A 26,167-nucleotide genomic window follows, 5' to 3' on the forward strand; every position below is an offset into this window, starting at 1 on the left:
TTTCGCCCAGCCTATGCACGAGGGAATGCGAACGGGGCCGCGGGCGTTGCGGCTTGACATGCAGCGTTTCGGCACTCTTTCGTTCGGTCACTACGGTCCCCTCGGCGGCGGTCGCGAGCTCACCGCCGGTGCCTCGCTGCGTCAGGCGATCGACCTCGCGCAGGGAATGGACGACCTCGGCGCCGTGGGCGCCTACTTCCGCGTGCACCACTTCGCACGGCAGCAGGCGTCGCCGATGCCGCTGCTGGCCGCGATCGCCGCGACGACGAAGAACATCGAGATCGGCACCGGCGTCATCGACATGCGATACGAGAACCCGCTGTATCTCGCCGAGGAGGCGGCGGCGGTCGACCTCATCTCCGACGGACGGCTCGCCCTCGGCGTCAGCCGCGGGTCACCCGAGACCGTCGTCCGCGGGTACGAGGCGTTCGGGTACACCGGCTCGCAGGATCCCCGCGGCGCCGACATCGCTCGCGATCACTTCGACACCTTCCTCCGCGCCATCGAGGGCGAGGGGCTCGCCGAGCGCGACCCGAATAGCCCGTTCGGAGGCGGGAACGGCAAGCAGCGGATCGAGCCGCACTCCCCCGGCCTGCGCTCGCGCATCTGGTGGGGCGCCGGAACGACCGAGACCGCGGAGTGGGCCGGCCGCATGGGCGTGAACCTGATGTCGTCGACACTCCTCACCGAGGCCGACGGCACGCCGTTCGACATCCTCCAGGCCCGACAGCTCGACGCGTTCCGCGCCGCGTGGCGCGAAGCCGGGCATCCCGGTGAGCCCCGCACGTCGGTCAGCCGATCGGTCTTCCCGATCACGACCGCCGAAGACGAGCTGTACTTCGGCGGCAGCAACGACCAGGACGGCATCGGCTACATCGACGGCATGCGCTCGACCTTCGGCAAGACCTACGCCGCGGCGCCCGACGTGCTCGTCGAGCAGTTGATGCAGGATGCCGCGGTCATGAGCGCCGACACCCTCATGCTGACGATCCCCTCGCAGCTGGGCGTCGAGTTCAACCTGCGCATCGTCGAGTCGTTCGCGAAGTACGTCGCTCCCGCCCTCGGCTGGAAGTCGGGCGCTCTGCAGCCGCGATGATCGCGGCGGAACACGGCTCGGGCGTCCCGCTCATCGCGGTGCACGGGTTCGGAGTCGATCACCGCATCTTGCTTCCCTTGGAGGACTGGGTAGCCGATCGCCCATGGCGGCGCATCTATCTCGACCTGCCCTGGGCGGAGGGCGCGACCGATCAGGGTGTCAGCACGCCTCGGGAGGTCGCCGACGCTGTCCGCGACGAGGTTGAAACCATCGCCGCGGGCGGGCCCTTCGCCATCGTCGGCAACTCGTTCGGCGCGATGGTCGCCCGTCACGTGGCGCATGCGCTTCGGCCTCAGTGCCGCGGGCTGGCGACCCTCGCCGGCGTGTTCGAGCTCGACCATGACAAGAGGCGACTGCCTCCGCGCGAGATCGTCATGGCGAACGCGTCCGTGCTCTCCCGAGCGGGTTCGTTTCGGGACGACTTCGCGGAGATGGCGGTGCTGCAGACCGCCGAAGCGCTGACCGCGTTCGAGAGGTTCGTGCTGCCCGGCATCCGGGGAGCCGACGCGGAGGTCCTCGAACGGATCAGCTCGTCGTACTCGGCTGGATACGCTCCCGAACGCACCGACCTCCCGTTCACGGCGCCGAGCCTGCACGTCTTCGGGCGTCAAGACCACGTCGTCGGTTTCGAGGACGGGCTCGGTACCGCCGGCCATTACGTCCGCGGCACCTTCGTCGTCGTCGACGGGGCGGGACACAACGTCCATCTCGAGCACCCGGACGCTGTCGCCCCGCTCGTTCGCGACTGGCTTCTGCGAGCGGAACACCACGCCCTCTGACTGCAGGCGCTCGCGCCCCGTCCGACTAGCGTGGATGGGGTGCACGATGAAGAGACACACAGCCTCGCGACTTCCCGGACCGCCCCTCGGGTGGACACCATCGAACTCGTCCGTATCGACCCGGCGGGAGCCGACCGCGAGGAACTGATCGCGTTCATGACCGGCGAGGTGTTCCCGTTCCACGTCGGAATCCGACCGACGCGCGCTCAGGTCGAGGAGGGCATCGCCGCGGGGCGGTTCCGCGACGACGACAACGACTCGTTCTGGATCGACCATGTCGAACACGGCCGCATCGGATTCTTCCGCCTCGAGGAGATCAGCGACGGCGCACCGCTGTTCGATCTCCGGCTGGCGTCGGTGTGGCGGGGCCGCGGCCTCGCGAAAGACGTGCTGGCGACGGCGGCAGACCACGTTTTCACGACCATGCCCGAGGTCGACCGCTTCGAGGGGCAGACCCGCGAAGACAACCGTGCGATGCGCCGGATCTTCGATGCGTGCGGCTGGGTGCAGGAGGCCTACTACCGCGAGGGGTGGCCCGTCGAGGGTTCCGAGCCGCTGGGGTCGGTGGCGTACAGCATCCTCCGCCGCGACTGGGAGACCGGCGAGGTCACGCCCCTGCGCTGGTCTTAGCTCGCGCCGAGTACGCACCATCGCGCCGAGAACGCACCGTGCGGGGTATGTTCTCGCGGCGACGGTGCGTTCTCGGTGATGTGCAGGGCGCCGCACCCGGACAATGGACGGATGACGCAACGCCGCCCCACGATCATCCACCGCGGCGGCGTCTCGCTCGCGGTGACCGAGACCGGAGGGACCGGCCCTGCGGTCCTGCTGCTGCACGGGCTGGCAGGCAGCTCGCGCGAGCTCATGCCCACGGCGGATGCGCTCACCGACGGGCACCGGGTGCTCCTGCTCGACCAGCGCGGTCACGGCCGCAGCACGCGGCGACCCGACGACCTCTCCCGCGACGCCTTCGTTGCGGATGTCGTCGCCGTGCTCGAGCGCTTCGCGCCGGGTGAGCGAGTGGCACTGGTCGGGCAGTCGATGGGCGCGCACACCGCGTTGCTCACCGCGAGCCGGCATCCCGACCTGGTCAGTCGGCTGATCCTGCTGGAGGGGCATCCGGCCGTGAGCACCGATCCACAGGATGCCGCCGACCTCGGCGCCTTCTTCGCCTCGTGGCCGATCCCGTTCGCCGATGCGGCCGCCGCGCGGGCCTTCCTCGGTGACTCGCCGCTCACCGAGGCCTGGGTCGCGGACCTTGAGCAGACGCCCTCGGGGTTGCGGCCCCGCTTCGACGCCGACGTCATGCAGGCCGTGATCGCCGCGGTGCACGAACCACGGTGGGCGGAGTGGGAGGACCTCGCGGTGCCGACGACGGCGGTGTTCGCCCATCGCGGCATGTTCTCCCCCGAGCAGCAGGCCGAGCTCGCCGCGCGGCGCCCGGGCACCCGCATCCTGCCGCTCCCCGACGGCAGCCACGACGCGCACCTCGATGCGTTCCCGTCGTGGCTCGCCGCGCTCCGGGACGCACTCGCCTGACGGATCCCGTGCGAGAACGCACCATCGCGCCGAAAGCACACCGTCGCGGGTGCGTTCTCGCGACGAGGGTGCGTGCTCGCGGCTCGCACGGGCCCGCAAGAGTACAACCACGGCGGGAGTGGGCGAAAGAGCCGCGGTGATCCCGACCGCGCAGTCATAACCTGTCGTCCGCCCCGGGTGCCCGACCGGCGCCTGTTCCTGCACAGAAAGAAGAAGCACCATGCTCTGGACGATCCTCGGCCTCATCCTCGTCGGACTGATCGCCGGCTTCATCGCGCGCGCCGTCATCCCCGGCAAGCAGAACATCGGCATCCTGATGACCATCGTGCTCGGCATCGTCGGCTCGTTCGTCGGCGGATTCCTCGGATTCCTCATCTTCAACCACAGCCCCGAGGGCGGCTTCCTGCAGCCGTCCGGCATCATCGGCTCGATCATCGGTGCCATCATCGTGCTCGGCATCTACGTCGCCGTCTCGCGCCGCGGCTCGACTCGTACGCGCTGACACAGCTGCACACAGGCACCGCGCCAACTCCTCAGATCCGAGCCTCAACGCCCCTCACGGGGCCCGAGACACCGCCTCACGTCGGATTCTGAGGAGTTGGCGCTTCGTCTCGTCACCGGGCCGGAATATCAGCCCGACCCCACCGCTTGAACCCACCATGAGCACGATCGGAAACAGCGACCTCTCCGTCTTCCCCCTCGCCCTCGGCGGCAACGTCTTCGGCTGGACCGCCGACCGCGACGCGTCGTTCGCGATCCTCGACGCGTTCGTCGAAGGCGGCGGCAACTTCATCGACACCGCCGATTCCTACAGCGCCTGGGCGCCCGGCCACAGCGGGGGCGAGAGCGAGACGATCATCGGCGAATGGCTCGCAGCACGCAGCCGCCCCGAGGTCGTCGTGGCGACGAAGGTCAGCCAGCATCCGGACTTCCGCGGGCTCTCCGCCTCGAACGTCCGCGCCGCCGCCGAGGCTTCGCTGAAGCGCCTGGGCGTCGACGCGATCGACCTCTACTACGCACACTTCGACGACGAGGAGACCCCTCTCGAAGAGACGGTCGGCGCGTTCGGCCAGCTCATCGCCGACGGCCTGGTTCGCCACATCGCCGTGTCGAACTACACCGCGGAGCGCATCGAGGAGTGGCTGCGCATCGCCGACGAGACCGGCGTCGCCCGCCCCGTCGCCATCCAGCCGCACTACAACCTCGTGCACCGCAACGAGGTCGAAGAGACCATCGTGCCGATCGCCGAGCGCGAGAACCTCAGCCTCATCCCCTACTTCGCCCTCGCGAAGGGCTTCCTGACCGGCAAGTACCGGTCGACGGATGCCTCGGCCCACAACACCCCGCGCGCCGAGGGCGCCGCCGTGTACGCGACGCCGCAGGGCCTGCAGATCATCGACACCCTCGAGCGCGTCGGCGCCGCACACGACGTCTCGATCGCCTCGGCCGCGCTCGCGTGGCTGCGTTCGCAGCCGACCGTGGTCGCGCCGATCGCGAGCGCCTCGCGCCTCGAGCAGGTGCAGGGCCTGCTCGACGGCGGGCGCGTCGAGCTCACGGCCGACGAGATCGCCGAGCTCACCCGCGTGTCGACCTGGACCCCGGAGGCCTGAGCCGCGGCATCCGCAAATCGGACAACCACGCGAACCTCGGAGCCCCGCGCAGGCAGGCTCCGAGGTTCGTCGTTTTCTCCGAGGTTTGCGCCACACACACCTAGGACGCGCCAGCAAACCCACAAAATTCACGGTGTGGTAAGACCACAGACGGTTTTCCGTGTTTAATGAGTCCTATGAGCACCGCGACCGTCGGATACAGCGCCATCTCGAGCTACTCCCGCGTGGAGATCCTGCACCTCATCCAGGAGCAGCCCCGCCGGACGATCCTCGAACTGCAAGAGGCCACCGACCTGCACCCGAACACCATCCGCGAGCACCTGGCCCGACTGATCTCCGACGGCTTCATCGTCGCCGAGAAGGAGCACCGCACCACCCGCGGACGCCCCCGCGTGCTCTACAGCGCCGCCGACGGAGACGCGACCCGCAGCGCCATCCAGCGCCGCAAGGTGCGGGATGCCGCGCAGCGCGGCGACCTCATGCGCCGCGTCCTCACCGTCGACGTCCCCGACGTGCTCGAGACCCGCGCACTGCACCAGCTCGACGCCCTCGTCGAGGAGCTCGAGGACGAAGGCTTCGACCCGATCATCGACGACTCCGCGCTGACGGTCGACCTGACCCCCTGCGCACACGCCACGGCGCAGGCCGATCATCGCGAGGTGCTCTGCAGCGTTCACCGGAGCCTGCTGCAGGGCGTGCTCACCGAGGCGGGCGGACCCCTCGCCGTCGACGGCATGCGGTCCTCGTGCGACCCGTCGGTGTGCATCATCCAGCTGCTGCACGCCGCGACCGCCCACGACTGAGCCCGGCGGAGTCGACACCCGGACCTCGTCCGGCCTCAGCCCCGGGCGGCCGCGATCACCAGCGCCGCGGTCGAGCGGGCCAGCTGGGTGTCGTGACCGCGCTCGCGCAGCCGCATCGCCAGGTCGCCGCTGACGACGAGGAGCAGCCGCTCCGCGAGCTCGGCCGCGGCGACCCCGGCGATCGGACGAGCGAGCTCGGTCAGCCGCGCCCGCATGCCCTCCGTGTCGGCGCGAACGGCGGATGCCACCTCCGGCGGCGGATCGGCGTATTCGGCGGCCGCGCCGAGGAAGGCGCACCAGCGCGACCCGCGCGGCTCGTCGCGGAACGCCGCGAGCGCGTCGAACACCGCGAGCAGCCGCTCCTCGTCGTCGGCGCCGCGCTCGACGGCGGCGTCCCACGTTTCGATCCAAGCCCGCTGCCGCCGCTCGAGCGCCGCCGCGAGCAGCGCCTCCTTGCTCGCGTACCCCCGGTAGAGCGTCGCCGCCGACACGCCCGCGCGGGCCAGCACGGCGTCGATCGGAGTCGCGGCGATGCCCTGAGTGAAGAAGAGATCCTCGGCGGCATCGAGGATCCGCTCCTGCGTCCGCGGCCGCATTCCCATGCCAGCACTCTATGCTCGGTAAAGTGAAACGGTCGTTTTTGTTTCGGCAGTGGGGTCTCGTCGCCTCCGGAGTCGCGCTGATCGCGGCGACCTACGGCCTCGTGCGCCTCGCCTTCGGACTCCACCTGCCCGAGATGAGCGCCGACCTCGGCATCGACACCGCCGCGGCCGGCCTCGTCTCGGCGGCGGGGTCGATCGTCTACGCCCTCGCCGCGCTCGTCGGCTTCCTCGCCGCCGAGCGACATCCACGCCTCCTCGTCGTCGCGGCGATCCTCACGGCGGGCGGCGGTGCCGTCGGGATCGCGGCGGCGACGGATGCGGCGACCTTCGCCCCCGCTGCGGCGATCTCCTCCGCCGGCGCTGGGCTCGCCTCGCCCGCCCTCGTGCGCCTGGTGGCAGGTACGTTCGCCGATCGCGAGTCGAGCACGCCGCAGGCGATCGTCAACGCCGGGACCGGCCCGGGCCTCGTCATCGCAGGTTTCATCGCCCTCGCCCTCACCCCCGACTGGCGCCTGTGCTGGCTGATCGCGGCAGTCGCGACCGTGGCGGCGGGGATCGCCGTCCTCATCGCCGATCGCCGACGGAACAGCGCTCCGGGAGACGATGGCGCGAGCCGGCCTCCCCTTCTTCCGCCGGGAGCGTGGTGGACGGCGCATCGCTCGGCGATCGCGGCATCCGTCCTTCTCGGAATCGGCGCGTCGGCGATCTGGAACTACGGCCGCACCGTTTTGGTCGACGCGGGCGGGTCGCAGACGCAGTCGGTGCTGGCGTGGATCGTGCTCGGATGCGGCGGCGCCGCCGTCATCGCGACATCGCGGCTCGTGTCCGGCCTGCACCCCCGGGCACTCTGGCTGATCGGCGCGGGGCTCATCGCCGGGTCGACACTCGCGGTGGGCGCCGCCCCGACGAACACGGCGCTCGCCCTCGGTGCGTGCGCCGTGTTCGGGTGGGCGTACGTCACCGCTTCAGGAGCGCTCATCGGGTGGACGACGCGGATCGATGCCCTACACGCGGCCGCCGGCACAGCACTGCTGTTCGTGACCTTCATGGCCGGACAGGCCATCGGCGCGGCAGCGATCGGCGCACTGCTCCCCCGCGGCGGACCGGCGCTCGTCTTCGCCGCAGCCGCCGCGACGTGCCTAACCGGTGGTGCGGTCCTGATCTCACCGCGCCACCGCGAAGCGACCCCACCCCGCGCCTGAGCGGCGATCTCGGCCTACCCGCCGATCGCGTTCATCCCGCGGGCGGGCTGCAGGAAGCCCGGGTCGTCGATCGCGTGACCGGCCTTCTTGCCGGCGATGCAGTTTCGGAGCACACGATCGATCCGCTCGGCTCGCGCCTCGGGCGGCGTCTCGGAGCGCAGCACCGGCAGCAGGTCGTACTCGTCGATCGAGAAGAGGCAGTTGCGCAGCTGGCCGTCGGCGGTCAGCCGCATCCGGTCGCACGCGCCGCAGAACGGGGCGGTCACCGATGCGATGACGCCGACCGTGTGCGGGCCGCCGTCGAGCCGCCAACGCTCCGCGGGCGCGCCGCCACGCCCCGGGACGGGCTCGAGGCTCCAGCGCGCCGCGAGCGCTTCGAGGATCTCCTCGCGCGTGACCATGCTCGACCGGTCCCACGTGTGGCCGGCATCCAGCGGCATCTGCTCGATGAATCGCATCTGCGCGTCGTGCGCCACGGCGAAGGCCACAAGGTCGGCGAGCTCGTCGTCGTTGACACCGCGCATCGCGACCGCGTTGATCTTCAGCGGCCGGAGCCCGGACGCCTGGGCCGCGCGCACCCCGTCGAGCACCTCGTCGAGGCGGTCACGACGGGTGAGGTTTCGGAACCGCTCCCGGTCGAGGGTGTCGAGCGAGATGTTCAGGCGAGCGAGCCCCGCGGCGACGAGGTCGGGCAGCACCTCGGGCAACCGGATGCCGTTCGTGGTCATGGCGATCTCGATCGGGCCGTCGGGCGACGCGATGGCCGCGAGCCGCCGCACGATCTCGACGATGTCGGTGCGCAGCAGCGGTTCCCCGCCGGTGAGACGGAAGGTCGTGATGCCCGCGGCTGCGGCGACGGTCGCGACCTCGACGATCTCATCCAGGGTGAGGATGCTCTGCCGCGCGAGCCATTCGTTGCCCTGCTCGGGCATGCAGTACGTGCAGCGCAGCGAGCAGCGGTCGGTCAGCGAGATGCGCAGGTCGCGGTGAACCCGGGCGAATCTGTCGACGAGCGGCTCCCCCATGGGTCGAGCGTAAGCGGCTCCGGAGCATCCGAGGGCCGGCCGCGACCGATCGGAGCCGCGTTTTGTGGTCTGACAGCACCTTGCTTAGTGGTCTGACCACGCGTAGCATTATTCCCGGCCGCCCCTGAGACCGGGGAAAACCACACTCGATACCTTCAGCCTGTCGAAACCCTCGCCTCCCGAAAGGCACGCCCCGATGGACTTCCTCGATCCGCTCCTGCTGGCACGCTGGCAGTTCGGTCTGACGACGCTGTACCACTACCTCTTCGTGCCGCTGACCCTCGGGATGGCTCTCGTGGTGGCGATCTTCCAGACGGTGTGGCACCGCACCGGCAACGTGAAGTGGCTGCACCTGACCCGCCTGTTCGGCAAGATCTTCCTCATCAACTTCGCCATGGGCGTCGTGACCGGCATCGTCCAGGAGTTCCAGTTCGGCATGAACTGGTCGGCCTACTCCCGTTTCGTCGGCGACATCTTCGGCGCACCGCTGGCCTTCGAGGGTCTCCTCGCCTTCTTCTTCGAGGCGACCTTCATCGGCTTGTGGATCTTCGGCTGGGACAAGCTGCCCAAGGCGCTGCACTTGTTCTCGATCTGGATGGTCGTGCTCGGGTCGACCCTGTCGGCCTACTTCATCCTCGCCGCCAACGCGTTCATGCAGAACCCGGTCGGATACCAGATCGCCGCCGACGGCGGCCGGGCCGAACTGATCGACTTCGGCGCGGTCCTGACCAACCCGATCGTGCTGGCCGCTTTCCCGCACACGATCTTCGCCGCCTGGATGTTCGCCGCTGCCGTGGTCATCGCGGTCGCCGCCTGGCACCTCTCGCGCGCGCAGCACGTCGAGACGATGCGTCCCGCCCTCCGCTTCGGCATGTGGGGCATGATCGTCTCGTTCGTCGGGGTCGCACTCTCGGGAGATCAGCTGAGCCTCGTGATGGTGGCGACGCAGCCCATGAAGATGGCCGCGGCCGAAGCCATGTTCAACAGTGCCTGCGGGGCTGACGCGTCCTTCTCGATCTTCTCCATCGGAACCCCCGACGGCACCGAAGAGGTCTGGTCGCTGCGCGTGCCGTACCTGCTGTCGTTCCTGTCGACCCATAGCTTCGACGGGTGCGTCGAAGGCCTCAATGACCTGCAGGCGCAGTACACCGAGACCTTCGGGGCGGGCGTCGACTACCGCCCCATCGTGTGGGTCACCTACTGGTCGTTCCGCTGGATGATCGGCCTCGGGGGCATCGCTACCCTCATCTCGGTCGCCGGCCTCTGGGTCACGCGCAAGAAGGCTCAGCGCCCCGTCGCCCGGTGGATGTGGAAGGTCGCCATCTGGTCCGCTCCCCTCCCCCTTCTCGGCAGCCTCGTCGGCTGGGTCTTCACCGAGATGGGCCGCCAGCCCTGGATCGTCTTCAGCCTCATGCTGACCGAGGACGGCGTCTCACCGAACGTGCCCGGTTGGACGGTCCTCATCTCGCTGATCGCGTTCACCGCGGTGTACGCCTCGCTCGCCGTCGTCGAGTTCGGCCTCATCCGCAAGGCCGCGCAGAAGGGCCCCGACCCGCTGCCCGAGCCGGGCTCGCCCGAAGCCGAAAACCCCTCGGCGTCCCACACCCAGACCACCGTCTACTGAGGAGCACGACATGGATCTCGCATACGTCTGGTTCTTCATCGTCGGAGTGCTCTTCGTGGGCTACTTCGTCCTCGACGGGTTCGACTTCGGTGTCGGGATGTCGCTGCCCTTCCTCGGGAAGGACAACGTCTCGCGGCGCCAGATCATCAACACCATCGGCCCGGTCTGGGACCTCAACGAGACCTGGGTGATCGTGGCGGGCGCGTGCCTGTTCGCAGCGTTCCCGGAGTGGTACGCGACCCTGTTCAGCGGGTTCTACCTGCCGCTGCTCCTGATCCTCATCGCCCTGATCCTGCGCGGGGTCTCGTTCGAGTACCGCCACCAGCGCGATGACGCCACCTGGCGCAAGCGCTTCGATCTCATGATCGTGGTGGGCTCGGCACTCCCCGCCTTCCTCTGGGGCGTCGCGGTCGCCAACATCGTGCAGGGCGTTCCGATCGACGCAGACAAGGAGTTCACCGGCACCCTGTTCACGCTGCTGAACCCCTACGGCCTGCTCGGCGGCGTCGTCACGCTGCTGCTGTTCTTCACCCACGGGGTCTACTTCGTCGCCCTCAAGACCGACGGGGACGTGCGCGCGCAGGCCCGTCGCCTCGCGACGAAGTCGGGACTGCTGACCCTGGTCGCCGCGGCCGTCTTCCTCGCCTGGACCGTGCTGTCGTCGATGCAGGCGCAGGCGCCGCTGCTGCCGCTCGTGTTCGTGACGGCCGCCCTGGCCGCCGTCATGCTGATCGGAGCCATCCTCGCCAATGCCCGGGGTCGCGAGGGGTGGGCCTTCGCGGGAGGCGCCGGCACCGTGATGTTCGCCGTGCTGACCCTCTGGCTCTCGCTCTTCCCGAACGTGATGCCGTCGTCGACCGACCCCGCGTGGAACCTGACGATCGAGAACGCGTCGTCGACCGACTACACGCTGACGATCATGACCTGGGCAGCCGTGATCTTCCTGCCCCTCGTGCTGCTCTACCAGGGCTGGACGTACTGGGTCTTCCGCAAGCGCGTCACGCGGGCCCGTATCGAAGAGGCCGAGCTCGTCGCCCACTGACCGGATGACGGGATGCCTCGGATCCGCGCGATCGCGCCGGGCCCGAGGCATCCCGGTCCCGGGGTAAGGCAGGATCGAAGGGTGAGCATGGACGACCCCGAGGCGCCCGCGCGCTCGAGCGGGCGGCCCGTCGATCCGCGGCTGCTGCGCTATGCCCGCGCCTCGCGCGTCTTCTTCGTCGCGATCGGGGCGATCGGCCTCGCCCAGACCATCGTGATCGTCGGCTTCGCGTGGCTGACCACGCAGGCCATCGTCGGCGCCATCGGCGGGATGCCGATCGCCGACCTCATGCGTACCCTCGCCGCTCTCGGGGCCGTCGTCGCCGCACGCGCCGGGCTCCTCTGGCTGCGCGAAGCCGTCTCTGCTCGCGCCGCTGCCCGGGTGCGCAGCGAGTTGCGCGGCGCACTCACCTCCGCCGTCGGTCGCCTCGGCCCCGGATGGCTCGCGAGCCGCAACTCCGCTCAACTCGCCGTCACGGCAGGCCGCGGCCTCGACGCGCTCGACGCCTACTTCGGCCGTTACCTGCCGCAGCTCGTCCTGACGGTCATCGCGACCCCGGTGCTCATCGCCGTCATCTGGTGGAGCGACTGGATCTCCGGGCTCACGGTCCTGCTGACGATGCCGCTGATCCCGCTGTTCATGGTGCTGATCGGCCTGGCGACCCGCGCCGTCCAGCGCGCGCAGTGGCAGACGCTCCGCCAGCTCGCCGCCCGCTTCGCCGACACCGTCCGGGGCCTGTCGACGCTCACCGTGTTCGGGCGGCAGCACCGGGCCGCGACGTCGATCGAACGCGTGACGGAGAACTACCGCATCGAGACGATGCGCGTCCTGCGGGTGTCGTTCCTGTCGGGCTTCGCGTTGGAGTTCCTCGCGTCGATCTCCGTCGCGATCGTGGCGGTGTCGATCGGCTTCCGGCTCATCGACGGCTCGCTCGGCCTATCGGTTGGGCTCTTCGTGCTGCTGCTCGCCCCCGAGGCGTATCTTCCGCTCCGTCAGGTCGGCGTGCAGTTCCACGCCGCCGCAGAGGGGGTCGCCGCCACCGACGACGTCTTCGAGGTCCTCGACGCCGCGAGGGCGCTGCCGCAGCAGGCTGCCGCGATCCCGGCGCCGACGGATGCCGCGACGACCGCGGCGGCGGAGCGCGGCGTCCTCCGCGCCCGTGAGCTTCGGGTGCAGCGCGGCGACTCGCTGCTCGCACCGGTGTCGTTCACGGCGAGGCCGGGCACGATCACGCTCCTGTCGGGGCCGAGCGGCGCCGGCAAGTCCAGCGTCTTCGCCGCACTGCGCGGCGTGGCCCCCTTCGAGGGCGAGCTGACGCTCGACGGAGCGCAGGTTCCGCCGCCGGCGTCGTGGCTCGCCTGGGCCGGACAGGATCCGGGCCTCATCGCCGGCACTGTCGCCGAGAACGTCACTCTCGGCGCTTCGGCAGACCGCACCGCGGGGGCCGCGGACGAGCGTGCCATCTCGCGCGCGCTGGTGGCTGCCGGCGCCGCCGACCTCGACCCGACGCTCGAGCTCGGTGTCCGCGGCGCGGGCCTCTCCGGCGGTCAGGCGCAGCGGGTCGCGGTCGCGCGCGCCCTCTTCCGGCACGAGAGCGTCGGCGCGCCGGTGATCGCCCTCGACGAGCCGAGCGCGGCTCTCGACGCCGAGACCGAGGCCGCCCTGTGGCAGAGCCTGCGCCGCGTCGCGGATGACGGCGCGACCGTCCTGCTCGTCTCGCACCGGGAGACGGCCCGCTCCATCGCCGACGTGCTGGTGGACGTGCGACCCCGATCCGAGGTGACGGCATGACGACGACCACCGACGTGCTCCGGGGCGCGATGCCGCCACCGAGCCGGTTCTGGCGCGCGCTCGCGACCGGCTTCGCGACGGAGGCCTCGGCCGTCGCGCTCCTCGCGTGCAGCGCATGGCTCATCGTCCGCGCGAGCGAGCAGCCCGCGGTGATGTACGTGATGGCCGCCGTGGTCGGGGTACGGGCGTTCGCGATCTCGCGGGCCGTCTTCCGCTACCTCGAGCGCCTCACGTCGCACGACGCGGCGCTGCGCCAGCTCGCCACGACGCGCACCGACCTCGTCCGGCGTCTCATTCCGCTGGCGCCCGACGGGCTCGGCCGCATCCGCCGGGGATCCGCCCTGTCCGCCCTCGTCGACGATGTCGATGACCTGCAGAATCTGCCGCTGCGGGTCGTCGAGCCGCTCGTGGCATCGGCCACGGTCGCCCTCGCCGCCGTGATCTTCGTCATGACCGTCTCGTGGCCCGCCGGGCTCACCCTGCTCGGCTGCCTCATCGTCGCCGCGGCGGCGGCCACCGGCTGGGGCTGGGTTGCAGGCGCCCGCGCGGAGCGCACGATCGCGCCGCTCCGCGCCCGGCTCGCCGACGCCGTCGCCGACCACCTCGGCAGCCTCGACGTCCTGCTGGCGTACGGAGCCGAGGCGCAGAGCCGGCGCCGTATCGAGGCAGCCGACGCCGACCTCCGCCGCGCCGTCGTCCGCCGCGCCGGCGCGCAGGCCGGCAGTGCGGCCATCGTCTCCCTCGCCGCCGGCGCCGCGTCGATCCTCGCGGTCATGGTCACCGCTCCGGATGTCGCCGCCCTCGGCGGTCCGTGGTTGGCCGTCGCCGTCCTCGTGCCGATGGCCGTGTTCGAGGTCTTCCAGACGGTTCCGCTCGCAGCGGCATCCTGGCGTCAGGTGCGCGCGTCGGCAGAACGCATCGCCGAGACCGTGCCGAGCGGCGTCCCCGCCGGCCTCGTTGACAGCAGCGTCGCTCCCACGGGTGTCGCGCCCGCGCTCGGCGACGGCCTGCACCTCCGCGACGTGTCGGTGACGTGGCCCGGCGCCGAGCGTCCCGCTCTTACGGGCGTCGACCTCGATGTCCGCCCGGGCGAGCGCCTGCTCGTCGTCGGCTCGAGCGGTGCGGGCAAGTCGACGCTCGCCCATGCCCTCGTCCGGTTCCTCGACGTCGACGGGAGCTACCGCGTCGGACGCACCGACGTGCGGGACCTCTCCCCCGACGACGTGCGTCTGACGGTCGGACTGTGCGAGCAGCAGCCGATGCTCTTCGACGAGGACATCCGCCAGAACCTCCTGTTCGCCCGCGACACCGCGACCGACGCCGAGCTGGAGGCCGTGCTCGAGCGCGTCGGGCTGGGCGGCTGGCTGCGCGAGCGCGGCGGTCTCGACGCTCGCGTCGGCGAGCACGGCGCCCTCGTCTCGGGCGGCCAGGCGCAGCGCATCGCGCTCGCTCGTGCACTGCTGCACGGCTTCCCCGTGCTCGTGCTCGACGAGCCGACGGCCGGGGTCGACCCCGCGGCATCCGACGCGCTGATGCGCGATCTGCTCTCGGCCGTCGACGAGGAACGTGCCGTCGTGCTCATCTCGCACGTGCGGGTGCCGAGCTCGCTCGTCGACCGCACGGTCCGCATCTCCGACGGGCGTCTGGTCACGGGCTGACGCGCGCCCCCACCCCGCGAGGTCCCAGTTCGGCCGGGAAACCTGCCGACAAACCCGGCCCGTGTGGGACTTCGCTCGCCGTGGCCCGCCGCGACCGCCCCTGCGCAACCCGAGGTCCCCATTGAGCCGGAAATCCAGCCGGCAAACCCGGCCCAACTGGGACCTCGGCGGCGCCGCGCGACCGGGCCTCAGCGCCCGAGATCGATGCCGAAGGCCTGTGCGCCGGGCGAGGAGGGCAGGCGCTCGAAGCCCAGGCGGTCGTAGAAGGCGAGCGCGCCGGCGTTGGCGGCCGACGCGACCAAGTGCAGACGGGTGATGCCCGACGCCCGCAGCTGCTCCGACACCCGGTCGATCAGCCGTCGCCCCCACCCCTGTCCCTGCGCCCCGGGCAGCAGGTCGATGTGCAGGTGCGCCGGATACGCCTCGGCGAGCGGCTCGGCTCCGAGACGTCGGCCGTAGGCGTACCGCAGCGTGCCCGCCTGCCGCGAGGTGTCGTCGGGCGCGGGCTCGGGCCAGCGACCGGCGAACCGCGGCCACCACTCGGCGCGGAACCACTCCTCGAAGGCATCGGTATCGGGCGTCGCGACGACATAACCGATCGCGCGGTCGTCGTCATCGGCCACGACGAAGGAGAGATCCGGATGCCGCTCGGCGTAGGGCAGCACGTAGATCGCTCCCCAGATGTCGTCGTCGTCGAAGATCCCCGCGGCATCGGAGCCGTGGTCGGCGGTTCGCAGACAGATCTCGCTCAGCGCGGCGTCATCGCCGGGCCGGACGGCACGCATGTGGGGCATGCCCCCATCGTGCCACTCAGCCCCACGTGATCGCGGCGGTCGGCAGTGAGAGCGTCACCGATGCACCCGCACGAAGGTCCGCGGCCAGATCCACCGGGATGTCGACCGCCAGCGGCGGATCGGCGACGAGCACCCGCACCCCGCCGACGGTGGGTTCGAGCCGGACCACGGGGGCCCGCCACGCGACACGGCCGTCGTCCGACGACGCGGCCTCCGGCCGCACGAGCCCGTCGCCGGCCCCGATCTCCTCGAGCCGGACGTCGCCCGGACGGAACAGCGCGGCGACCGATCCGCCGCCCTCACCGGGCCGCGCGATCGCGAGGGCACCGGCCCGCCAGACCGCTCCGTCGCCATGACCGACCACGTCCCCGACGACGCGGTTCACTCCCGCGATCGCCGCACCGAACACCGTCGCCGGGCTCCGCAGCACCTCTCGGACCGAGCCGCTCTGCGTCACGGTTCCCTCCTCGAGCACGACGAGCCGATCGGCCACCGCCGCGGCATCGAGGGCGTCGTGGCTGACGATGACGGCCGTCGTCCCGGCGGCCCGCAGCTGCTCGCCGAGCATCGTCCGCAGCGACGCGGCGGTCGCCGGGTCGAGCGCCGTGAACGGTTCGTCGAGCAGGACGACGCGGGGCCGCGCGGCGAGCGCGCGGGCGAGGGCGACCCGTTGCTGCTGACCGCCGGACAGCTCTCGGGGGTACCGGCCGCCGACGCCGGCGAGACCGACGCGTTCGAGCCAGTCGTCGGCGGTGACGCGCGCCCGGCGCGCCGGCTCGCCGCGAGAGCGGAGCCCGAAGGCGACGTTCTCGCGCACCGAGAGGTGCGGGAAGAGCCCCGGGTCCTGTCGCAGCAGCACGATGCCGCGACGCTGCGGCGCCACGCGGCGGCCGGGACCGGCGACCTCGTCGTCGTCGACACGGATCGACCCCTCGTCGAGCGGGACGAGGCCGGCGATCGCCTCGAGCACCGTCGTCTTGCCCGCGCCGCTCGGCCCCATGACCGCGACGACCTCGCCCGGTTCGGCGACGAGCTCGGCGGCCACGGTGATGCCCGGCCGCTGCACCCGGACGCGGGCGGTGAGCCGCGCGCTCATCGGGCGCCGCCCGGCCGCCAGGCGCGCACGAGCAGGAGCGCCGCGATCGCGGTGATCAGCAGCAGGAGCGACAGCGCGACAGCCGTTCCCTGCGACACCCCCGCACCGTTGAACGCCGTGTAGATCGCCAGCGGCATCGTCTGCGTGACGCCGGGCGCGTTGCCCGCGAAGAGGGCGGTGGCGCCGAACTCGCCGAGGGCGCGCGCGAAGCACAGCACGGTTCCTGCGATGAGGCCGGGGGCGGCGAGCGGCAGGGTGACCCGGAACAGGATGCGCCACCGTCCCGCACCGAGAGCGGCGGCGGTCTGCTCGTAACCGGCTCCCGTGGCCCGCAGGGCGCCTTCGAGCGCGAGGACGAGGAAGGGCAGGGCGACGAAGGTCTGCGCGATGACGACGGCCGTGGTCGTGAAGGGGATGCGGATGCCGGCTTCGCCGAGCATCGCGCCCAGCCAGCCGGTCCGCCCGAACAGGAACAGCAGTGCGACGCCGCCGACCATGGGCGGCAGCACGAGCGGGACCGTCACGACGGCGCGCAGCACCGCCGCACCGCGGGCGCCTGCTCGGGCGATCGTCAGGGCGAGCGGAACGCCGAGCACGATGCACGCAGCGGTGGCCGCGAGCGCGGTCTGCAGCGAGAGCGCGAGCGCCGCGCCGGCCTCGGGCGAGGTGACGTCGGCCCACACCGTCGCGGGGTCGACGCGCCCCACCAGCGCGACGAGCGGGACCACGAGCAGCGCGAGCCCGACGACGGCCGGCACGAGCAGGACGCGCGGCACATACCCCGGCGCGTCGCGGCGCATCGACCGGTGACCGCCTGCCCGGCCGCCGCTCACGGCGCCCCGAACCCGAGACGGCGCAGCACCGCCTGGCCGTCCGCAGACAGCACGTAGGCGACGAACTGCTCGGCGGCCTCGGGCGCACGGGCGCCGGCCAGCGCGGCGATCGGATAGCGGTTGACCACCTCGTCGGCGCCGGGAGTGTCGACGATCTCGACGTCGTCGGTCAGGGCGGCATCCGTGACGTAGACGAGCCCCGCATCGGCTTCGCCGCCGGCGACCTTCGTCAATACGGCCGTGACGTTCTGCTCGTAGCTGTCGACGCTCGCCGTGACACCGGCGTCGCTGAGAAGCGTCTCCGACGCCGCCCCGCACGGCACCGCCTGTGCGCACAGCACGACGGTGCGGTCGGCGTCCGCGAGGTCGGCGAGGCCGGCGACCGCGCCGGGGTTGCCGGCGGGCACGACGAGGGTGAGGCGGTTCGTCGCGAAGATCTGCGGGTCGGCCGCGAGCCCGGCCGCGACGACCTTCTGCATGTTCGCCTCGTCGGCCGAGGCGAACACGTCGGCGGGGGCGCCCTCGGTCAGCTGCGTCGCGAGCGTCGACGACCCGTCGTAGCTGATGGGCGAGATGGCGACCGTCGGATGCCGCTGCTCGAACCGCACAGCCAGCTCGTCGAAGCCCGCCTTCAGCGACGCCGCGGCGAACACGGTGACCTCGCCTGAGATGTCGGGGGCCGCGGACCCGGACTCCGACTCCGCGACGCCGGGCGCGGCATCCGTCCCCGCGTCGGGGCCGCCGCCCGCGGCGCATCCGGCCAGGAGGAGCAGGGCGGCGGCGAGGGCGGCGAGGCTCGTTCGTCGGGTGCGCACGGCTCAGTCCTTCGGGGTCTCGACGACGACGGTGGTGGCCTTGACGACGGCGACGGCGAGAGACCCGGGCTCGAGCTCCAGCTCGCGCGCCGCCTCGGCCGACATCAGCGACACGATCCGGTGCGGTCCGGACTGCACGTCGACCTGCGCCATCACGCCGTCGATCTGCACGCGGGTGACGAGGCCGACGAATCGGTTGCGGGCGCTCGAAAGCCGGTCCGACGGGTCGGCTGCGGCCGAAGCCAGCTCGACCGCGTGGGCGGCGAGCGCGTCGCCCGGCACCCGCGCGGGGCTTTCATCGGTGACCGGGAGGACGCCGTGGTCGATCCAGCGGCGCACGGTGTCGTCACTGACGCCGAGCAGGCGCGCCGCCTCCGAGATTCGGTATGCCGTCATGCGCTGAACTTACCCGCATCTGCGGACCGACGGGGCCGAATCCGCCGCATTCACGGATGCGTGTGACGCCTCGCCTCCCGTCCGCCCGGGTTGCCCCCTCGCGCGTCTAGCCTGATCCCATGACCGTCCCGCCTCTTGTCGCCGCCACCGGGCCCCTGTCGGATCGCGAGCGCGAGCGCACCGCGAGGCACGCCGTCCTCGCGGGCCTCGGCGACCAGGGGCAGCGGCGACTCGCGGCCTCCCACGTCGCCGTCGTCGGCGCAGGAGGCCTCGGCTCGCCGGTGATCCTCGCCCTCGCAGCTGCCGGAGTCGGGACGATCACCGTCATCGACGACGACGAGGTCGAGTACGCCAACCTCCAGCGCCAGGTCATCCACCGGGTCGACGACGTCGGTTCGCCGAAGGTCGCCTCCGCCGTGCGCGCCGCCGCCGCGCTCTCCCCCGAGACCCGGATCGAGACGCGTCGGGAGCGGCTGGATGCCGCCAACGCGTCGCGGCTGCTGGCGGGGAGCGACCTCGTCATCGACGGCACCGACACGTTCGAGACCCGCACCGTCGTGGCCGCCGCGTGCGCTTCGCTCGGGCTGCCGCTCGTCTGGGGCGTGATCCAGGAGTTCCACGCGCAGGTCACCGTCTTCTGGACCGCGCCGCCCGAAGGCGTACCGGCGATCGGCCTCGACGATCTCTACCCGGCCGGCAGCGCCGACGACCTGCCGACGTGCGCCGAGGTCGGCGTGCTCGGCTCGCTCTGCATGACGGTGGGCGGGATGCTCGCGACCGAGGCGATCAAGCTCATCACCGGAGTGGGCGAGCCGCTCCTGGGCCGGCTCGTCGTCGTCGACGCCCTCACCGGCACCCAGAGCGAGGTGCCGCTGCGCGCGGCGTCGAGTGCGCTATCGCAGGCCCCCGTTCCGCCGACCCCACCCGAGCGGACGTGGACGGCGGCGCCCGAGGTCGATCTCGAGCAGCTCCGAGCGCAGCAGTCCGCCGGTGCGGTGGTGCTCGATGTACGCGAGCCCCACGAGACGGCGACCGGCGTGCTTCCCGGATCGGTGGTGTTGCCGCTGGGAGAACTGCTCGCGGCCCCTGACCGCGTCGACGCCGAGCGGGTCGTGGTCGTGTGCGCGCACGGCATCCGAGCCCATCGCGCGGCCGATGTCCTCCGGGGCCGCGGTGTCGCGGCATCCGTGCTCGCGGGCGGACTCGCGCGGTGGCAGTCGTGAGCGGCGGGCTGCGCACCGTCGAGGAGCAGCTCGCCGACGTCCTCGCCGCCGTCCGCCCGCTGCCGACCCGCACGGTCGGGCTCGCCGATGCCGCCGGCTGCGTCCTTCGCGAGGCCGCCGTCGCCCGCGGGGGCATCCCCGACTTCGACAACTCGGCGATGGACGGTTTCGCCGTGCGCTTCGACGACGTCGCGGGCGCGTCGCCCGAGCACCCCGTCGATCTGGCGGTCGTCGCCGACCTGCCGGCCGGCTCCGCCGACGATCCGTCCCTGAGCCCCGGGCAGGCCGCGCGCATCATGACGGGCGCCCCGGTGCCGACGGACGCCGACACGATCGTGCCGTTCGAAGACACCGCGGGGGGCCTCGACGATTCGCTGACGACCGCGCGCGTGCTCGCGGCCCCCGCCCGGCGGGGCGTGTTCCTCCGGCGCGCGCACGACGACATCCGCCCCGGCGATACGGTGCTGGACTCCGGTGTGCCGCTCGGCCCTCGGCAGCTCGCCGCCCTCGCTGCCGCCGACATAGCGCGGGTCACGGTCTCGGAGGCACCGCACGTCGTCGTCATCTCGACCGGCAGCGAACTGGTCGAGCCCGGTCTTTCCCGCTCCCGCGGGCAGATTCCCGAGTCCAACGGTCTGCTGCTCGAGACGCTCGTCCGTCAGGCGGGCGGCGACGTCGTCCGCCGTGTGCACGTCGACGACGGCGGCAGCGCGTTCCGTCGCGAGATCGCCGCAGCGACGACCGGAGGATCCCGCGCGGATGTCGTCATCACCTCGGGAGGGGTGAGCGCGGGCGCTTACGAGGTCGTCAAGACCGAGCTCGGCGACGCGCTGCGCTTCTCGCGGGTGGCGATGCAGCCGGGCAAGCCGCAGGCCTTCGGGGTCCTGCCGTCGGGAACCCTCGTCTTCGGCCTGCCGGGCAATCCGGTGAGCGCGGCGGTGTCATTCGACGTGTTCGTGCGCCCCGCCCTGCTCGCCCTCCAGGGCCGCTCAGACCTCCACCGGCCCGCGTTGCATCTTCCCGCTGCCGAATCCTGGCACACACCGCCGGGGCGCCGGCAGTACCTTCCCGCGGTCATCGACCGCAGCGATCCCGCACGGTGGCGCGTGCGCCCGGCGACACCGGGCGGCTCGGGCTCGCACCTGGCGGGCGCCCTCGCCCTCGCCGAGGCGTACGCGGTCGTCCCGGCCGAGACGGCCGTCGTCGAGCCCGGCGACCTCGTCGAGGTCCTGCTGCTGGAAGGATGAGGGCATGAGCTTCACTCACCTCGACGACGCCGGTCACGCTCGCATGGTCGACGTCACCGCGAAGCAGCCGACCGTCCGCGCTGCGACGGCTCGCGGGTTCGTCCGCTGCTCGCCCGAGGTCGTCGCATCCCTCCGCGACGGCACGGTGCCGAAGGGCGACGTCCTCGCCGTCGCGCGCATCGCCGGCATCCAGGCAGCCAAGCGCACGCCGGAGCTTCTCCCCCTCGCCCATGTGATCGGGGTGCACGGGGTCGTCGTCGACCTCGACATCACCGACGCGGGCATCGAGATCGAGGCGACCGCGCGCACCGCCGACCGCACCGGCGTCGAGATGGAGGCGCTCACCTCGGTCTCGGTCGCCGCCCTCGCCGTCGTCGACATGGTGAAGGGCATCGATAAGGCGACCTCGATCGAGAACATCCGCATCACCGCGAAGTCCGGCGGCCGCAGCGGCGACTGGCAGCGCCCCGGCGAGGGCGCCTGATGGCGCGCGTCCGCTACTTCGCCGCGGCTGCCGAGCGCGCGGGACGGAGCGAGGAGGTTCGCTCCGAGAACAGCCTCGGCGCTCTGCGCGACGCACTGTCGCGGGAGCATCCCGGGCTGGCGGCGATCCTGCCGAAATGCGCCGTCCTGGTCGACGGCGCACGCGCCGCCGACTCCAGCGAGATCGGCCCCGACGTCACCGTCGACATCCTCCCGCCCTTCGCCGGCGGCTGAGTCACCCGCCGTCTGAGAGGATCAGCCGCCGATCCCCTTCCACGCCGTCGTGCCGTCCGCCTCGATCTGCTGCTTCCAGATCGGCAGCTCGCGCTTGATCGCCTCGATCAGCTCGCGGCACACCTCGAATGCGTCGCCCCGGTGCGCCGTGCCCACCGCGATGACGACGGCGGCATCCCCCACCGCGAGGTCGCCGATGCGGTGACTGACCGCCACGATGCCGTCGCGGTCGCCGAGCACGGCCGCAGCGATGGCCCGCAGTGTCGTCTCGGCGTCGGGGTGAGCCTCGTAGTGCAGCGCCGAGACCGCGCCAGCGGCATCCGGGTCGTGATCGCGCACGGTCCCGACGAAGCTCGTCACGGCCCCGATAGCGGGGGAATCGACGGCCGCGAGATGCTGGGAGACGTCGAGGGGCTCCGCGGTGATGCGGGCGATGCGGATCTCGCCCATCAGTGATCGTGCCCGTCGAGCTGAGCGACGACGTGCCCGGCGATCCCCGTCACCACGTCGATACCGGATGCCACGGCGCGTGGCGACCCCGGCAGGTTCACGATGAGCGTTCGCCCGGCCACCCCTGCTCGCCCGCGTGAGAGGACGGCCGTGGGCGTCTCGGCTACACCGCGCCGGCGCAGCTCTTCGGCCACGCCGGGCAGCTCGCGCTCGATGACCTCGCCGGTGCCTTCGGGAGTCTCGTCGCGCGGCGCCACGCCGGTTCCGCCGGTCGTCACGATCAGACGCGCTCCGCCTGCGATCGCGGCCCGCAGCGCCCCGGCCACCGAGGCAGCACCGTCGGCGACGACGGCGGCGTCGGCGCAGTCCCATCCCGCGGCGCGCAAGGCCTCGACGGCGACGGGACCGGCCGCATCCGGACGCTCACCCCGGGCCGAGCGATCGGACACGGTGATGACGGCGGCGGAACGGCTCACGACCCCACCCTAGGGGCGTCCGCACCCGCTCGCGCGGTGTCGTCGTCGGCGTGGGTGTTCTCGACGGCGATCCGCCCTTCCTCGACCTTTCCTTCTGCCATCTCGGTGATGCGCGTCGCCATCGCGGTGAAGATGAGCCCGTGGAACGGCAGCACGCCGAGCCAGTACAGTCGCCCGGCCAGACCGCGCGGGAAGAAGATCGCGCGCTGCTCGTACCGGGCACCGCCCTCGCGCGGCGCGACCTTCAGCTCGAGCCAGGCCTCCCCCGGCACCCGCATCTCGGCACGCAGACGCAGCAGGCGCCCCTCCTCGACGGCCTCGACACGCCAGAAGTCGATCGCATCCCCCACCCGCACCTTGCCCCGGCTGCGGCGCCCGCGCGCGAGGCCGATGCCGCCGACCAGGCGGTCCATCCAGCCGCGGATCTCCCACAGCGCGCGCGCCGAGTACCAGCCGTTCGTGCCGCCGATGCCTGCGATGACCTCCCAGAGCCGCTCGGGCGAGGCGCTCGTGTCGGCGGAGCGCTCGTCGGTGAAGACGGTCCGGCCCGCCCACTCGGGGTCGCTCGGCAGCGGATCGCTCGGCGCGCCGAGCACGTCGGCGTCCTGCCAGCTCGTCTCGACCTCGTCGGCATCCACCCGGCCGAGCGCCAGCCGCACGCTCGTCCGGTACGACGTCAGGCCTCCCTCGGGCTGCGGGATGATGTCGTCGATGTCGTGGTCGTCCATGACGCACTCGTTCTGGAGCGACGCGATGAGCGGGCGTGCGATGGCGCGCGGCACGGGCGTCACGAGGTTCACCCAGTGCGAGGCGAGCCCGGGTGTGAGCACCGGCAGGGCCGCGATCGCCCGCTGCCGCAGGCCCGCCTCGAGGGCGTATCCGTTCATCATCTGCCCGTAGCGCAGCACGTCGGGACCGCCGATGTCGACGGCGCGGTTCAGCTCGGGATCCACGCGCGCCGCGCCGAGCAGGTAGTGCAGCACGTCGCGGACCGCGATCGGCTGGATGCGGTTTCGCACCCACTTGGGCGCCGGCATGTACGGCAGCACGTCGGTGAGGTGACGCACCATCTCGAACGACGCCGACCCCGACCCGATGACGACGCCCGCCTGCAGCACGAGGGTCGGCACGCCGGACTCCAGCAGGATCTCGCCGACCTCCACGCGCGAGCGCAGGTGCGGCGACAACTCGGCATCGGAGGGGTGGAGGCCGCCGAGATAGACGATGCGCTTCACGGATGCCGCCGCCGCGGCATCGGCGACCGTGCGGGCGGCCCGTTCGTCGGCCTCCTCGAAGCCTGCCCCCGCCCCCATCGAGTGGATCAGGTAGTAGACGACGTCCACGTCGGACACGGCCTCGGCGACGGCATCCGCGTCGTCGGCCGAGCCGCCCACGATCTCGACGGCGTCGCCCCACGGAAAGCTCGCGACGCGTTCGGGCGTGCGCGCCAGCACGCGCACGCGGTATCCCGCCGCGACGAGACGTGGCACGAGCCGTCCGCCGATGTATCCGGTGGCGCCGAGGACGAGGGCTCGCGGCGCCGATCCGTCCGGTCGGGGCTGCGCCTGCAGCTCGGGCTCGTGTCCGGTAGGTGCGGTCAGCTCGGTCATGATCAGACGGTAGGCGCGGACCGGTCCCGACCGACACGACTTGACATGCGACGGATCGCCCGTTGCCGCCCGGGCACTGTGCCCGCGTCGCCTCACGCGCGCGCGATAGGCGGCGATGCGCCGGATCGCAACGCCCCCGCGCGAGATTGCGCCCGCCCCGGCACCGGGGTCTACGCTCCCGTGAGCGAAGGACAGTCGTCTGGCGACCCGAGCCCGGCGACGCTGCCGGAGGAGAACCGAATATGTCACGCACGCGCACGAAGCGGCCCGCCCGCCGACGTCTCGAGGTCGACGACGTCATCGTCGTCGAACGCAAGAAGGTCCGAACCGCGATCTCGGGCACCGTCGTCGGCAACTTCATGGAATGGTTCGACTTCGGCATCTACGGCTACCTCGCCGTGACGCTCACCGTCGTCTTCGCCGAGGACATCCCCGACCCGTGGGGCCTGCTGGTGACCCTCCTCGGCTTCGCCGTGTCGTTCCTCGTGCGTCCCCTGGGCGGGATCGTGCTCGGCCCCCTCGGCGACCGGATCGGGCGACAGAAGGTCCTGTTCCTGACGATGGCGATGATGGCGACCGCGACCGCGCTCATCGGCCTGCTGCCGACCTCGGCGCAGATCGGCATCTGGGCGGTCGTGCCCCTGTATGTGCTGAAGATGGTGCAGGGCTTCTCGACCGGCGGCGAGTACGCCGGAGCCTCGACGTACGTGACCGAGTTCTCACCCGACCGCTCGCGGGGCTTCTGGGCCTCGTGGCTCGACGTCGGCTCGTACGTCGGCTTCGCCGCCGGCGCCACGGTCGTCGCGCTGACGACCCTCATCACGCAGGGACTCTGGGGCCCCGACGCGATGGTCGACGGCGGCTGGCGCATCCCGTTCCTCGTCGCCATCCCGCTCGGCATCGTCGCCATCTGGTTCCGCCTGCGCATCCCGGAGACCCCGGCGTTCGAGCAGGAGTCAGAGTCGGCCGCGGCGCCCAGCAAGGACGACCCGATGGCTCGTCACGGCATCGGCGGCATCCTGCGCCACCACTGGCGGACGATCCTCGTCGCCGTGGCGATCGTCGCGGCGACCAACACGGCCGGCTACGCGCTGACCAGCTACATGCCGACCTACCTCGAGAAGGAGGTCGGACTCTCGAACCTCTCCGCCGCGGTGGCGACGGTTCCCGTGCTCGTGGTGATGTCGGCGACCCTGCCCTTCGTCGGCCGGCTCAGCGACCGCTTCGGCCGGCGGCGCATCTACGCATTCGCGATCGGAGCGTCGCTCGTCCTGACGGTGCCGGCGTTCGCGATCATGCAGATCGGCGAGCTGTGGGCGGTCTTCATCGCGCTGGGCATCATCGCGGTGCCGGTGGCGCTGTTCGTCGCGATCTCGGCGAGCGCCCTGCCGGCACTGTTCCCCACCGCCACCCGCTTCGGCGCGATGGGCATCGCTTACAACCTGGCCGTGTCGCTCTTCGGCGGCACGACCCCGCTGTTCAGCCAGGCGCTCATCGAGTGGACGGGCAACACGTACATGCCGGCGTTCTACATCATGTTCTTCTCGGCTCTCGCCGCCGTCGCACTCTTCGCGATGCGCGAGACGGCCCAGCGGCCCCTCCTCGGCTCCGTGCCGACGGTCGAGACGATCGCCGAGGCCGAGGCTCTCGTCGCCGGGCAGGACGACGATCCGCGCATCGACACCTCGACGATGCCGCTCGACATCGTCCGCCCCTGAGGCGCCGTCGGCCCGGGCGCG

At 71.8% G+C, this 26,167-nt stretch carries 27 protein-coding genes; 17 read left to right on the plus strand and 10 right to left on the minus strand.

The features are described 5' to 3' along the window. Window positions 1-58: 58 nt before the first annotated feature. The 7 genes from MTS1_RS04910 to MTS1_RS04940 all read left to right on the plus strand — a co-directional run bounded on the left by MTS1_RS04910 (window position 59) and on the right by MTS1_RS04940 (window position 5,827). A complete protein-coding gene (locus MTS1_RS04910; RefSeq protein ID WP_023951959.1) occupies window positions 59-1,096 on the plus strand; it encodes an LLM class flavin-dependent oxidoreductase in 1,038 nt (345 codons plus the stop codon). After that, on the plus strand, window positions 1,093-1,875 hold the full coding sequence (locus MTS1_RS04915) for an alpha/beta fold hydrolase (RefSeq protein ID WP_023951961.1): 783 nt from the start codon (window positions 1,093-1,095) through the stop codon (window positions 1,873-1,875). The genes MTS1_RS04910 and MTS1_RS04915 overlap by 4 nt, the downstream gene beginning before the upstream one ends. 90 nt (window positions 1,876-1,965) lie before the next feature. After that, on the plus strand, window positions 1,966-2,505 hold the full coding sequence (locus MTS1_RS04920) for a GNAT family N-acetyltransferase (RefSeq protein WP_233494894.1): 540 nt from the start codon (window positions 1,966-1,968) through the stop codon (window positions 2,503-2,505). Between the two features lie 111 nt (window positions 2,506-2,616). Beyond that, window positions 2,617-3,414, plus strand: a complete 798-nt coding sequence (locus tag MTS1_RS04925) for an alpha/beta fold hydrolase (RefSeq protein WP_023951965.1) — start codon at window positions 2,617-2,619, stop codon at window positions 3,412-3,414. 220 nt (window positions 3,415-3,634) lie between these two features. After that, window positions 3,635-3,916, plus strand: a complete 282-nt coding sequence (locus MTS1_RS04930) for a GlsB/YeaQ/YmgE family stress response membrane protein (protein WP_023951967.1) — start codon at window positions 3,635-3,637, stop codon at window positions 3,914-3,916. 157 nt (window positions 3,917-4,073) lie between these two features. Next, window positions 4,074-5,024, plus strand: coding sequence for an aldo/keto reductase (locus MTS1_RS04935; RefSeq protein WP_023951969.1), 951 nt, complete (start codon window positions 4,074-4,076; stop codon window positions 5,022-5,024). A gap of 176 nt (window positions 5,025-5,200) precedes the next feature. Further along, window positions 5,201-5,827, plus strand: a complete 627-nt coding sequence (locus tag MTS1_RS04940) for a metalloregulator ArsR/SmtB family transcription factor (RefSeq protein WP_023951971.1) — start codon at window positions 5,201-5,203, stop codon at window positions 5,825-5,827. A 35-nt stretch (window positions 5,828-5,862) separates the two neighbouring features. On the opposite strand, the gene MTS1_RS04945 is transcribed toward MTS1_RS04940, so the two are convergent. Next, window positions 5,863-6,429, minus strand: coding sequence for a TetR/AcrR family transcriptional regulator (locus MTS1_RS04945; RefSeq protein ID WP_036304642.1), 567 nt, complete (start codon window positions 6,427-6,429; stop codon window positions 5,863-5,865). 23 nt (window positions 6,430-6,452) lie between these two features. Here MTS1_RS04945 and MTS1_RS04950 point away from each other — a divergent pair, with 23 nt between their 5' ends. Beyond that, window positions 6,453-7,631 (plus strand): MFS transporter, encoded by a 1,179-nt coding sequence (locus MTS1_RS04950; protein ID WP_158497457.1) that lies wholly within the window; start codon window positions 6,453-6,455, stop codon window positions 7,629-7,631. A gap of 14 nt (window positions 7,632-7,645) precedes the next feature. Here the strand turns inward: MTS1_RS04950 and moaA are convergent, their stop codons facing one another. Next, a complete protein-coding gene (gene moaA, locus MTS1_RS04955) occupies window positions 7,646-8,656 on the minus strand; it encodes a GTP 3',8-cyclase MoaA (protein ID WP_023951975.1) in 1,011 nt (336 codons plus the stop codon). Window positions 8,657-8,852: 196 nt separating this feature from the next. Between moaA and MTS1_RS04960 the strand changes: the two genes are divergently transcribed. From MTS1_RS04960 to cydC, 4 genes are all read left to right on the plus strand, one after another. Continuing rightward, window positions 8,853-10,280, plus strand: coding sequence for a cytochrome ubiquinol oxidase subunit I (locus MTS1_RS04960; protein WP_023951977.1), 1,428 nt, complete (start codon window positions 8,853-8,855; stop codon window positions 10,278-10,280). A gap of 10 nt (window positions 10,281-10,290) precedes the next feature. Next, entirely contained in the window at window positions 10,291-11,322 is a 1,032-nt protein-coding gene (gene cydB / locus MTS1_RS04965) for a cytochrome d ubiquinol oxidase subunit II (protein ID WP_023951978.1), read from the plus strand. An 87-nt stretch (window positions 11,323-11,409) separates the two neighbouring features. Beyond that, window positions 11,410-13,113 carry a thiol reductant ABC exporter subunit CydD gene (gene cydD, locus MTS1_RS04970; RefSeq protein ID WP_023951979.1) on the plus strand — a complete coding sequence of 568 codons (1,704 nt, stop codon included), beginning with the start codon at window positions 11,410-11,412 and terminating at the stop codon, window positions 13,111-13,113. Then, a complete protein-coding gene (gene cydC / locus MTS1_RS04975) occupies window positions 13,110-14,771 on the plus strand; it encodes a thiol reductant ABC exporter subunit CydC (RefSeq protein ID WP_023951981.1) in 1,662 nt (553 codons plus the stop codon). Before cydD ends, cydC begins: the two co-directional genes overlap by 4 nt. A gap of 188 nt (window positions 14,772-14,959) precedes the next feature. Here the strand turns inward: cydC and MTS1_RS04980 are convergent, their stop codons facing one another. The 5 genes from MTS1_RS04980 to MTS1_RS05000 are packed head-to-tail and all read right to left on the minus strand — an operon-like array spanning window position 14,960 to window position 18,705. Beyond that, window positions 14,960-15,565, minus strand: coding sequence for a GNAT family N-acetyltransferase (locus MTS1_RS04980; RefSeq protein WP_023951983.1), 606 nt, complete (start codon window positions 15,563-15,565; stop codon window positions 14,960-14,962). 16 nt (window positions 15,566-15,581) lie between these two features. Next, window positions 15,582-16,661, minus strand: coding sequence for an ABC transporter ATP-binding protein (locus MTS1_RS04985; RefSeq protein WP_023951985.1), 1,080 nt, complete (start codon window positions 16,659-16,661; stop codon window positions 15,582-15,584). Further along, a complete protein-coding gene (locus tag MTS1_RS04990) occupies window positions 16,658-17,461 on the minus strand; it encodes an ABC transporter permease (RefSeq protein ID WP_023951987.1) in 804 nt (267 codons plus the stop codon). The genes MTS1_RS04985 and MTS1_RS04990 overlap by 4 nt, the downstream gene beginning before the upstream one ends. A gap of 29 nt (window positions 17,462-17,490) precedes the next feature. Continuing rightward, entirely contained in the window at window positions 17,491-18,309 is an 819-nt protein-coding gene (gene modA / locus MTS1_RS04995; protein WP_023951989.1) for a molybdate ABC transporter substrate-binding protein, read from the minus strand. 3 nt (window positions 18,310-18,312) lie between these two features. Further along, window positions 18,313-18,705, minus strand: a complete 393-nt coding sequence (locus tag MTS1_RS05000; RefSeq protein ID WP_023951991.1) for a molybdopterin-binding protein — start codon at window positions 18,703-18,705, stop codon at window positions 18,313-18,315. Between the two features lie 119 nt (window positions 18,706-18,824). On the opposite strand from MTS1_RS05000, the gene MTS1_RS05005 reads away from it, so the two are divergent. From MTS1_RS05005 to MTS1_RS05020, 4 genes are read left to right on the plus strand one after another with little or no spacing between them, the layout of a single operon-like run. Then, entirely contained in the window at window positions 18,825-19,928 is a 1,104-nt protein-coding gene (locus tag MTS1_RS05005) for a ThiF family adenylyltransferase (protein ID WP_036304643.1), read from the plus strand. Further along, entirely contained in the window at window positions 19,916-21,175 is a 1,260-nt protein-coding gene (gene glp, locus MTS1_RS05010; RefSeq protein ID WP_370576210.1) for a gephyrin-like molybdotransferase Glp, read from the plus strand. Before MTS1_RS05005 ends, glp begins: the two co-directional genes overlap by 13 nt. 4 nt (window positions 21,176-21,179) lie before the next feature. Then, on the plus strand, window positions 21,180-21,659 hold the full coding sequence (moaC, locus tag MTS1_RS05015) for a cyclic pyranopterin monophosphate synthase MoaC (RefSeq protein WP_023951999.1): 480 nt from the start codon (window positions 21,180-21,182) through the stop codon (window positions 21,657-21,659). Continuing rightward, entirely contained in the window at window positions 21,659-21,892 is a 234-nt protein-coding gene (locus MTS1_RS05020; RefSeq protein ID WP_023952001.1) for a MoaD/ThiS family protein, read from the plus strand. The genes moaC and MTS1_RS05020 overlap by 1 nt, the downstream gene beginning before the upstream one ends. Window positions 21,893-21,913: 21 nt before the next feature. Here the strand turns inward: MTS1_RS05020 and MTS1_RS05025 are convergent, their stop codons facing one another. From MTS1_RS05025 to MTS1_RS05035, 3 genes are read right to left on the minus strand one after another with little or no spacing between them, the layout of a single operon-like run. Next, window positions 21,914-22,342, minus strand: a complete 429-nt coding sequence (locus MTS1_RS05025; protein WP_023952003.1) for a molybdenum cofactor biosynthesis protein MoaE — start codon at window positions 22,340-22,342, stop codon at window positions 21,914-21,916. Continuing rightward, window positions 22,342-22,818, minus strand: coding sequence for a molybdenum cofactor biosynthesis protein B (locus tag MTS1_RS05030; protein WP_023952005.1), 477 nt, complete (start codon window positions 22,816-22,818; stop codon window positions 22,342-22,344). The genes MTS1_RS05025 and MTS1_RS05030 overlap by 1 nt, the downstream gene beginning before the upstream one ends. After that, window positions 22,815-24,428, minus strand: coding sequence for an SDR family oxidoreductase (locus MTS1_RS05035; RefSeq protein WP_023952008.1), 1,614 nt, complete (start codon window positions 24,426-24,428; stop codon window positions 22,815-22,817). The genes MTS1_RS05030 and MTS1_RS05035 overlap by 4 nt, the downstream gene beginning before the upstream one ends. Before the next feature lie 242 nt (window positions 24,429-24,670). On the opposite strand from MTS1_RS05035, the gene MTS1_RS05040 reads away from it, so the two are divergent. Next, window positions 24,671-26,146: an MFS transporter gene (locus tag MTS1_RS05040; protein WP_023952009.1), complete on the plus strand. Its 1,476-nt coding sequence runs from the start codon at window positions 24,671-24,673 to the stop codon at window positions 26,144-26,146. The last annotated feature ends 21 nt before the right edge of the window (window positions 26,147-26,167 follow it).

Source organism: Microbacterium sp. TS-1, from assembly GCF_000509385.1.
Classification (GTDB): domain Bacteria; phylum Actinomycetota; class Actinomycetes; order Actinomycetales; family Microbacteriaceae; genus Microbacterium; species Microbacterium arborescens.

Bases quoted from the DNA above. Each gene is read 5' to 3' on its own strand.
- MTS1_RS05020 (WP_023952001.1), top strand. From the start codon at position 21,659: ATGGCGCGCGTCCGCTACTTCGCCGCGGCTGCCGAGCGCGCGGGACGG.
- MTS1_RS04910 (WP_023951959.1), top strand. From the start codon at position 59: ATGCAGCGTTTCGGCACTCTTTCGTTCGGTCACTACGGTCCCCTCGGC.
- MTS1_RS05035 (WP_023952008.1), bottom strand. From the start codon at position 24,428: ATGACCGAGCTGACCGCACCTACCGGACACGAGCCCGAGCTGCAGGCG.
- MTS1_RS04940 (WP_023951971.1), top strand. From the start codon at position 5,201: ATGAGCACCGCGACCGTCGGATACAGCGCCATCTCGAGCTACTCCCGC.
- MTS1_RS05025 (WP_023952003.1), bottom strand. From the start codon at position 22,342: ATGGGCGAGATCCGCATCGCCCGCATCACCGCGGAGCCCCTCGACGTC.
- MTS1_RS04985 (WP_023951985.1), bottom strand. From the start codon at position 16,661: ATGAGCGCGCGGCTCACCGCCCGCGTCCGGGTGCAGCGGCCGGGCATC.
- MTS1_RS05040 (WP_023952009.1), top strand. From the start codon at position 24,671: ATGTCACGCACGCGCACGAAGCGGCCCGCCCGCCGACGTCTCGAGGTC.
- MTS1_RS04925 (WP_023951965.1), top strand. From the start codon at position 2,617: ATGACGCAACGCCGCCCCACGATCATCCACCGCGGCGGCGTCTCGCTC.
- MTS1_RS04960 (WP_023951977.1), top strand. From the start codon at position 8,853: ATGGACTTCCTCGATCCGCTCCTGCTGGCACGCTGGCAGTTCGGTCTG.
- moaA (WP_023951975.1), bottom strand. From the start codon at position 8,656: ATGGGGGAGCCGCTCGTCGACAGATTCGCCCGGGTTCACCGCGACCTG.
- cydD (WP_023951979.1), top strand. From the start codon at position 11,410: ATGGACGACCCCGAGGCGCCCGCGCGCTCGAGCGGGCGGCCCGTCGAT.
- MTS1_RS04930 (WP_023951967.1), top strand. From the start codon at position 3,635: ATGCTCTGGACGATCCTCGGCCTCATCCTCGTCGGACTGATCGCCGGC.
- MTS1_RS04980 (WP_023951983.1), bottom strand. From the start codon at position 15,565: ATGCCCCACATGCGTGCCGTCCGGCCCGGCGATGACGCCGCGCTGAGC.
- moaC (WP_023951999.1), top strand. From the start codon at position 21,180: ATGAGCTTCACTCACCTCGACGACGCCGGTCACGCTCGCATGGTCGAC.
- cydB (WP_023951978.1), top strand. From the start codon at position 10,291: ATGGATCTCGCATACGTCTGGTTCTTCATCGTCGGAGTGCTCTTCGTG.
- MTS1_RS04945 (WP_036304642.1), bottom strand. From the start codon at position 6,429: ATGGGAATGCGGCCGCGGACGCAGGAGCGGATCCTCGATGCCGCCGAG.
- MTS1_RS04990 (WP_023951987.1), bottom strand. From the start codon at position 17,461: ATGCGCCGCGACGCGCCGGGGTATGTGCCGCGCGTCCTGCTCGTGCCG.
- MTS1_RS04935 (WP_023951969.1), top strand. From the start codon at position 4,074: ATGAGCACGATCGGAAACAGCGACCTCTCCGTCTTCCCCCTCGCCCTC.
- MTS1_RS04915 (WP_023951961.1), top strand. From the start codon at position 1,093: ATGATCGCGGCGGAACACGGCTCGGGCGTCCCGCTCATCGCGGTGCAC.
- cydC (WP_023951981.1), top strand. From the start codon at position 13,110: ATGACGACGACCACCGACGTGCTCCGGGGCGCGATGCCGCCACCGAGC.
- MTS1_RS05000 (WP_023951991.1), bottom strand. From the start codon at position 18,705: ATGACGGCATACCGAATCTCGGAGGCGGCGCGCCTGCTCGGCGTCAGT.
- MTS1_RS05005 (WP_036304643.1), top strand. From the start codon at position 18,825: ATGACCGTCCCGCCTCTTGTCGCCGCCACCGGGCCCCTGTCGGATCGC.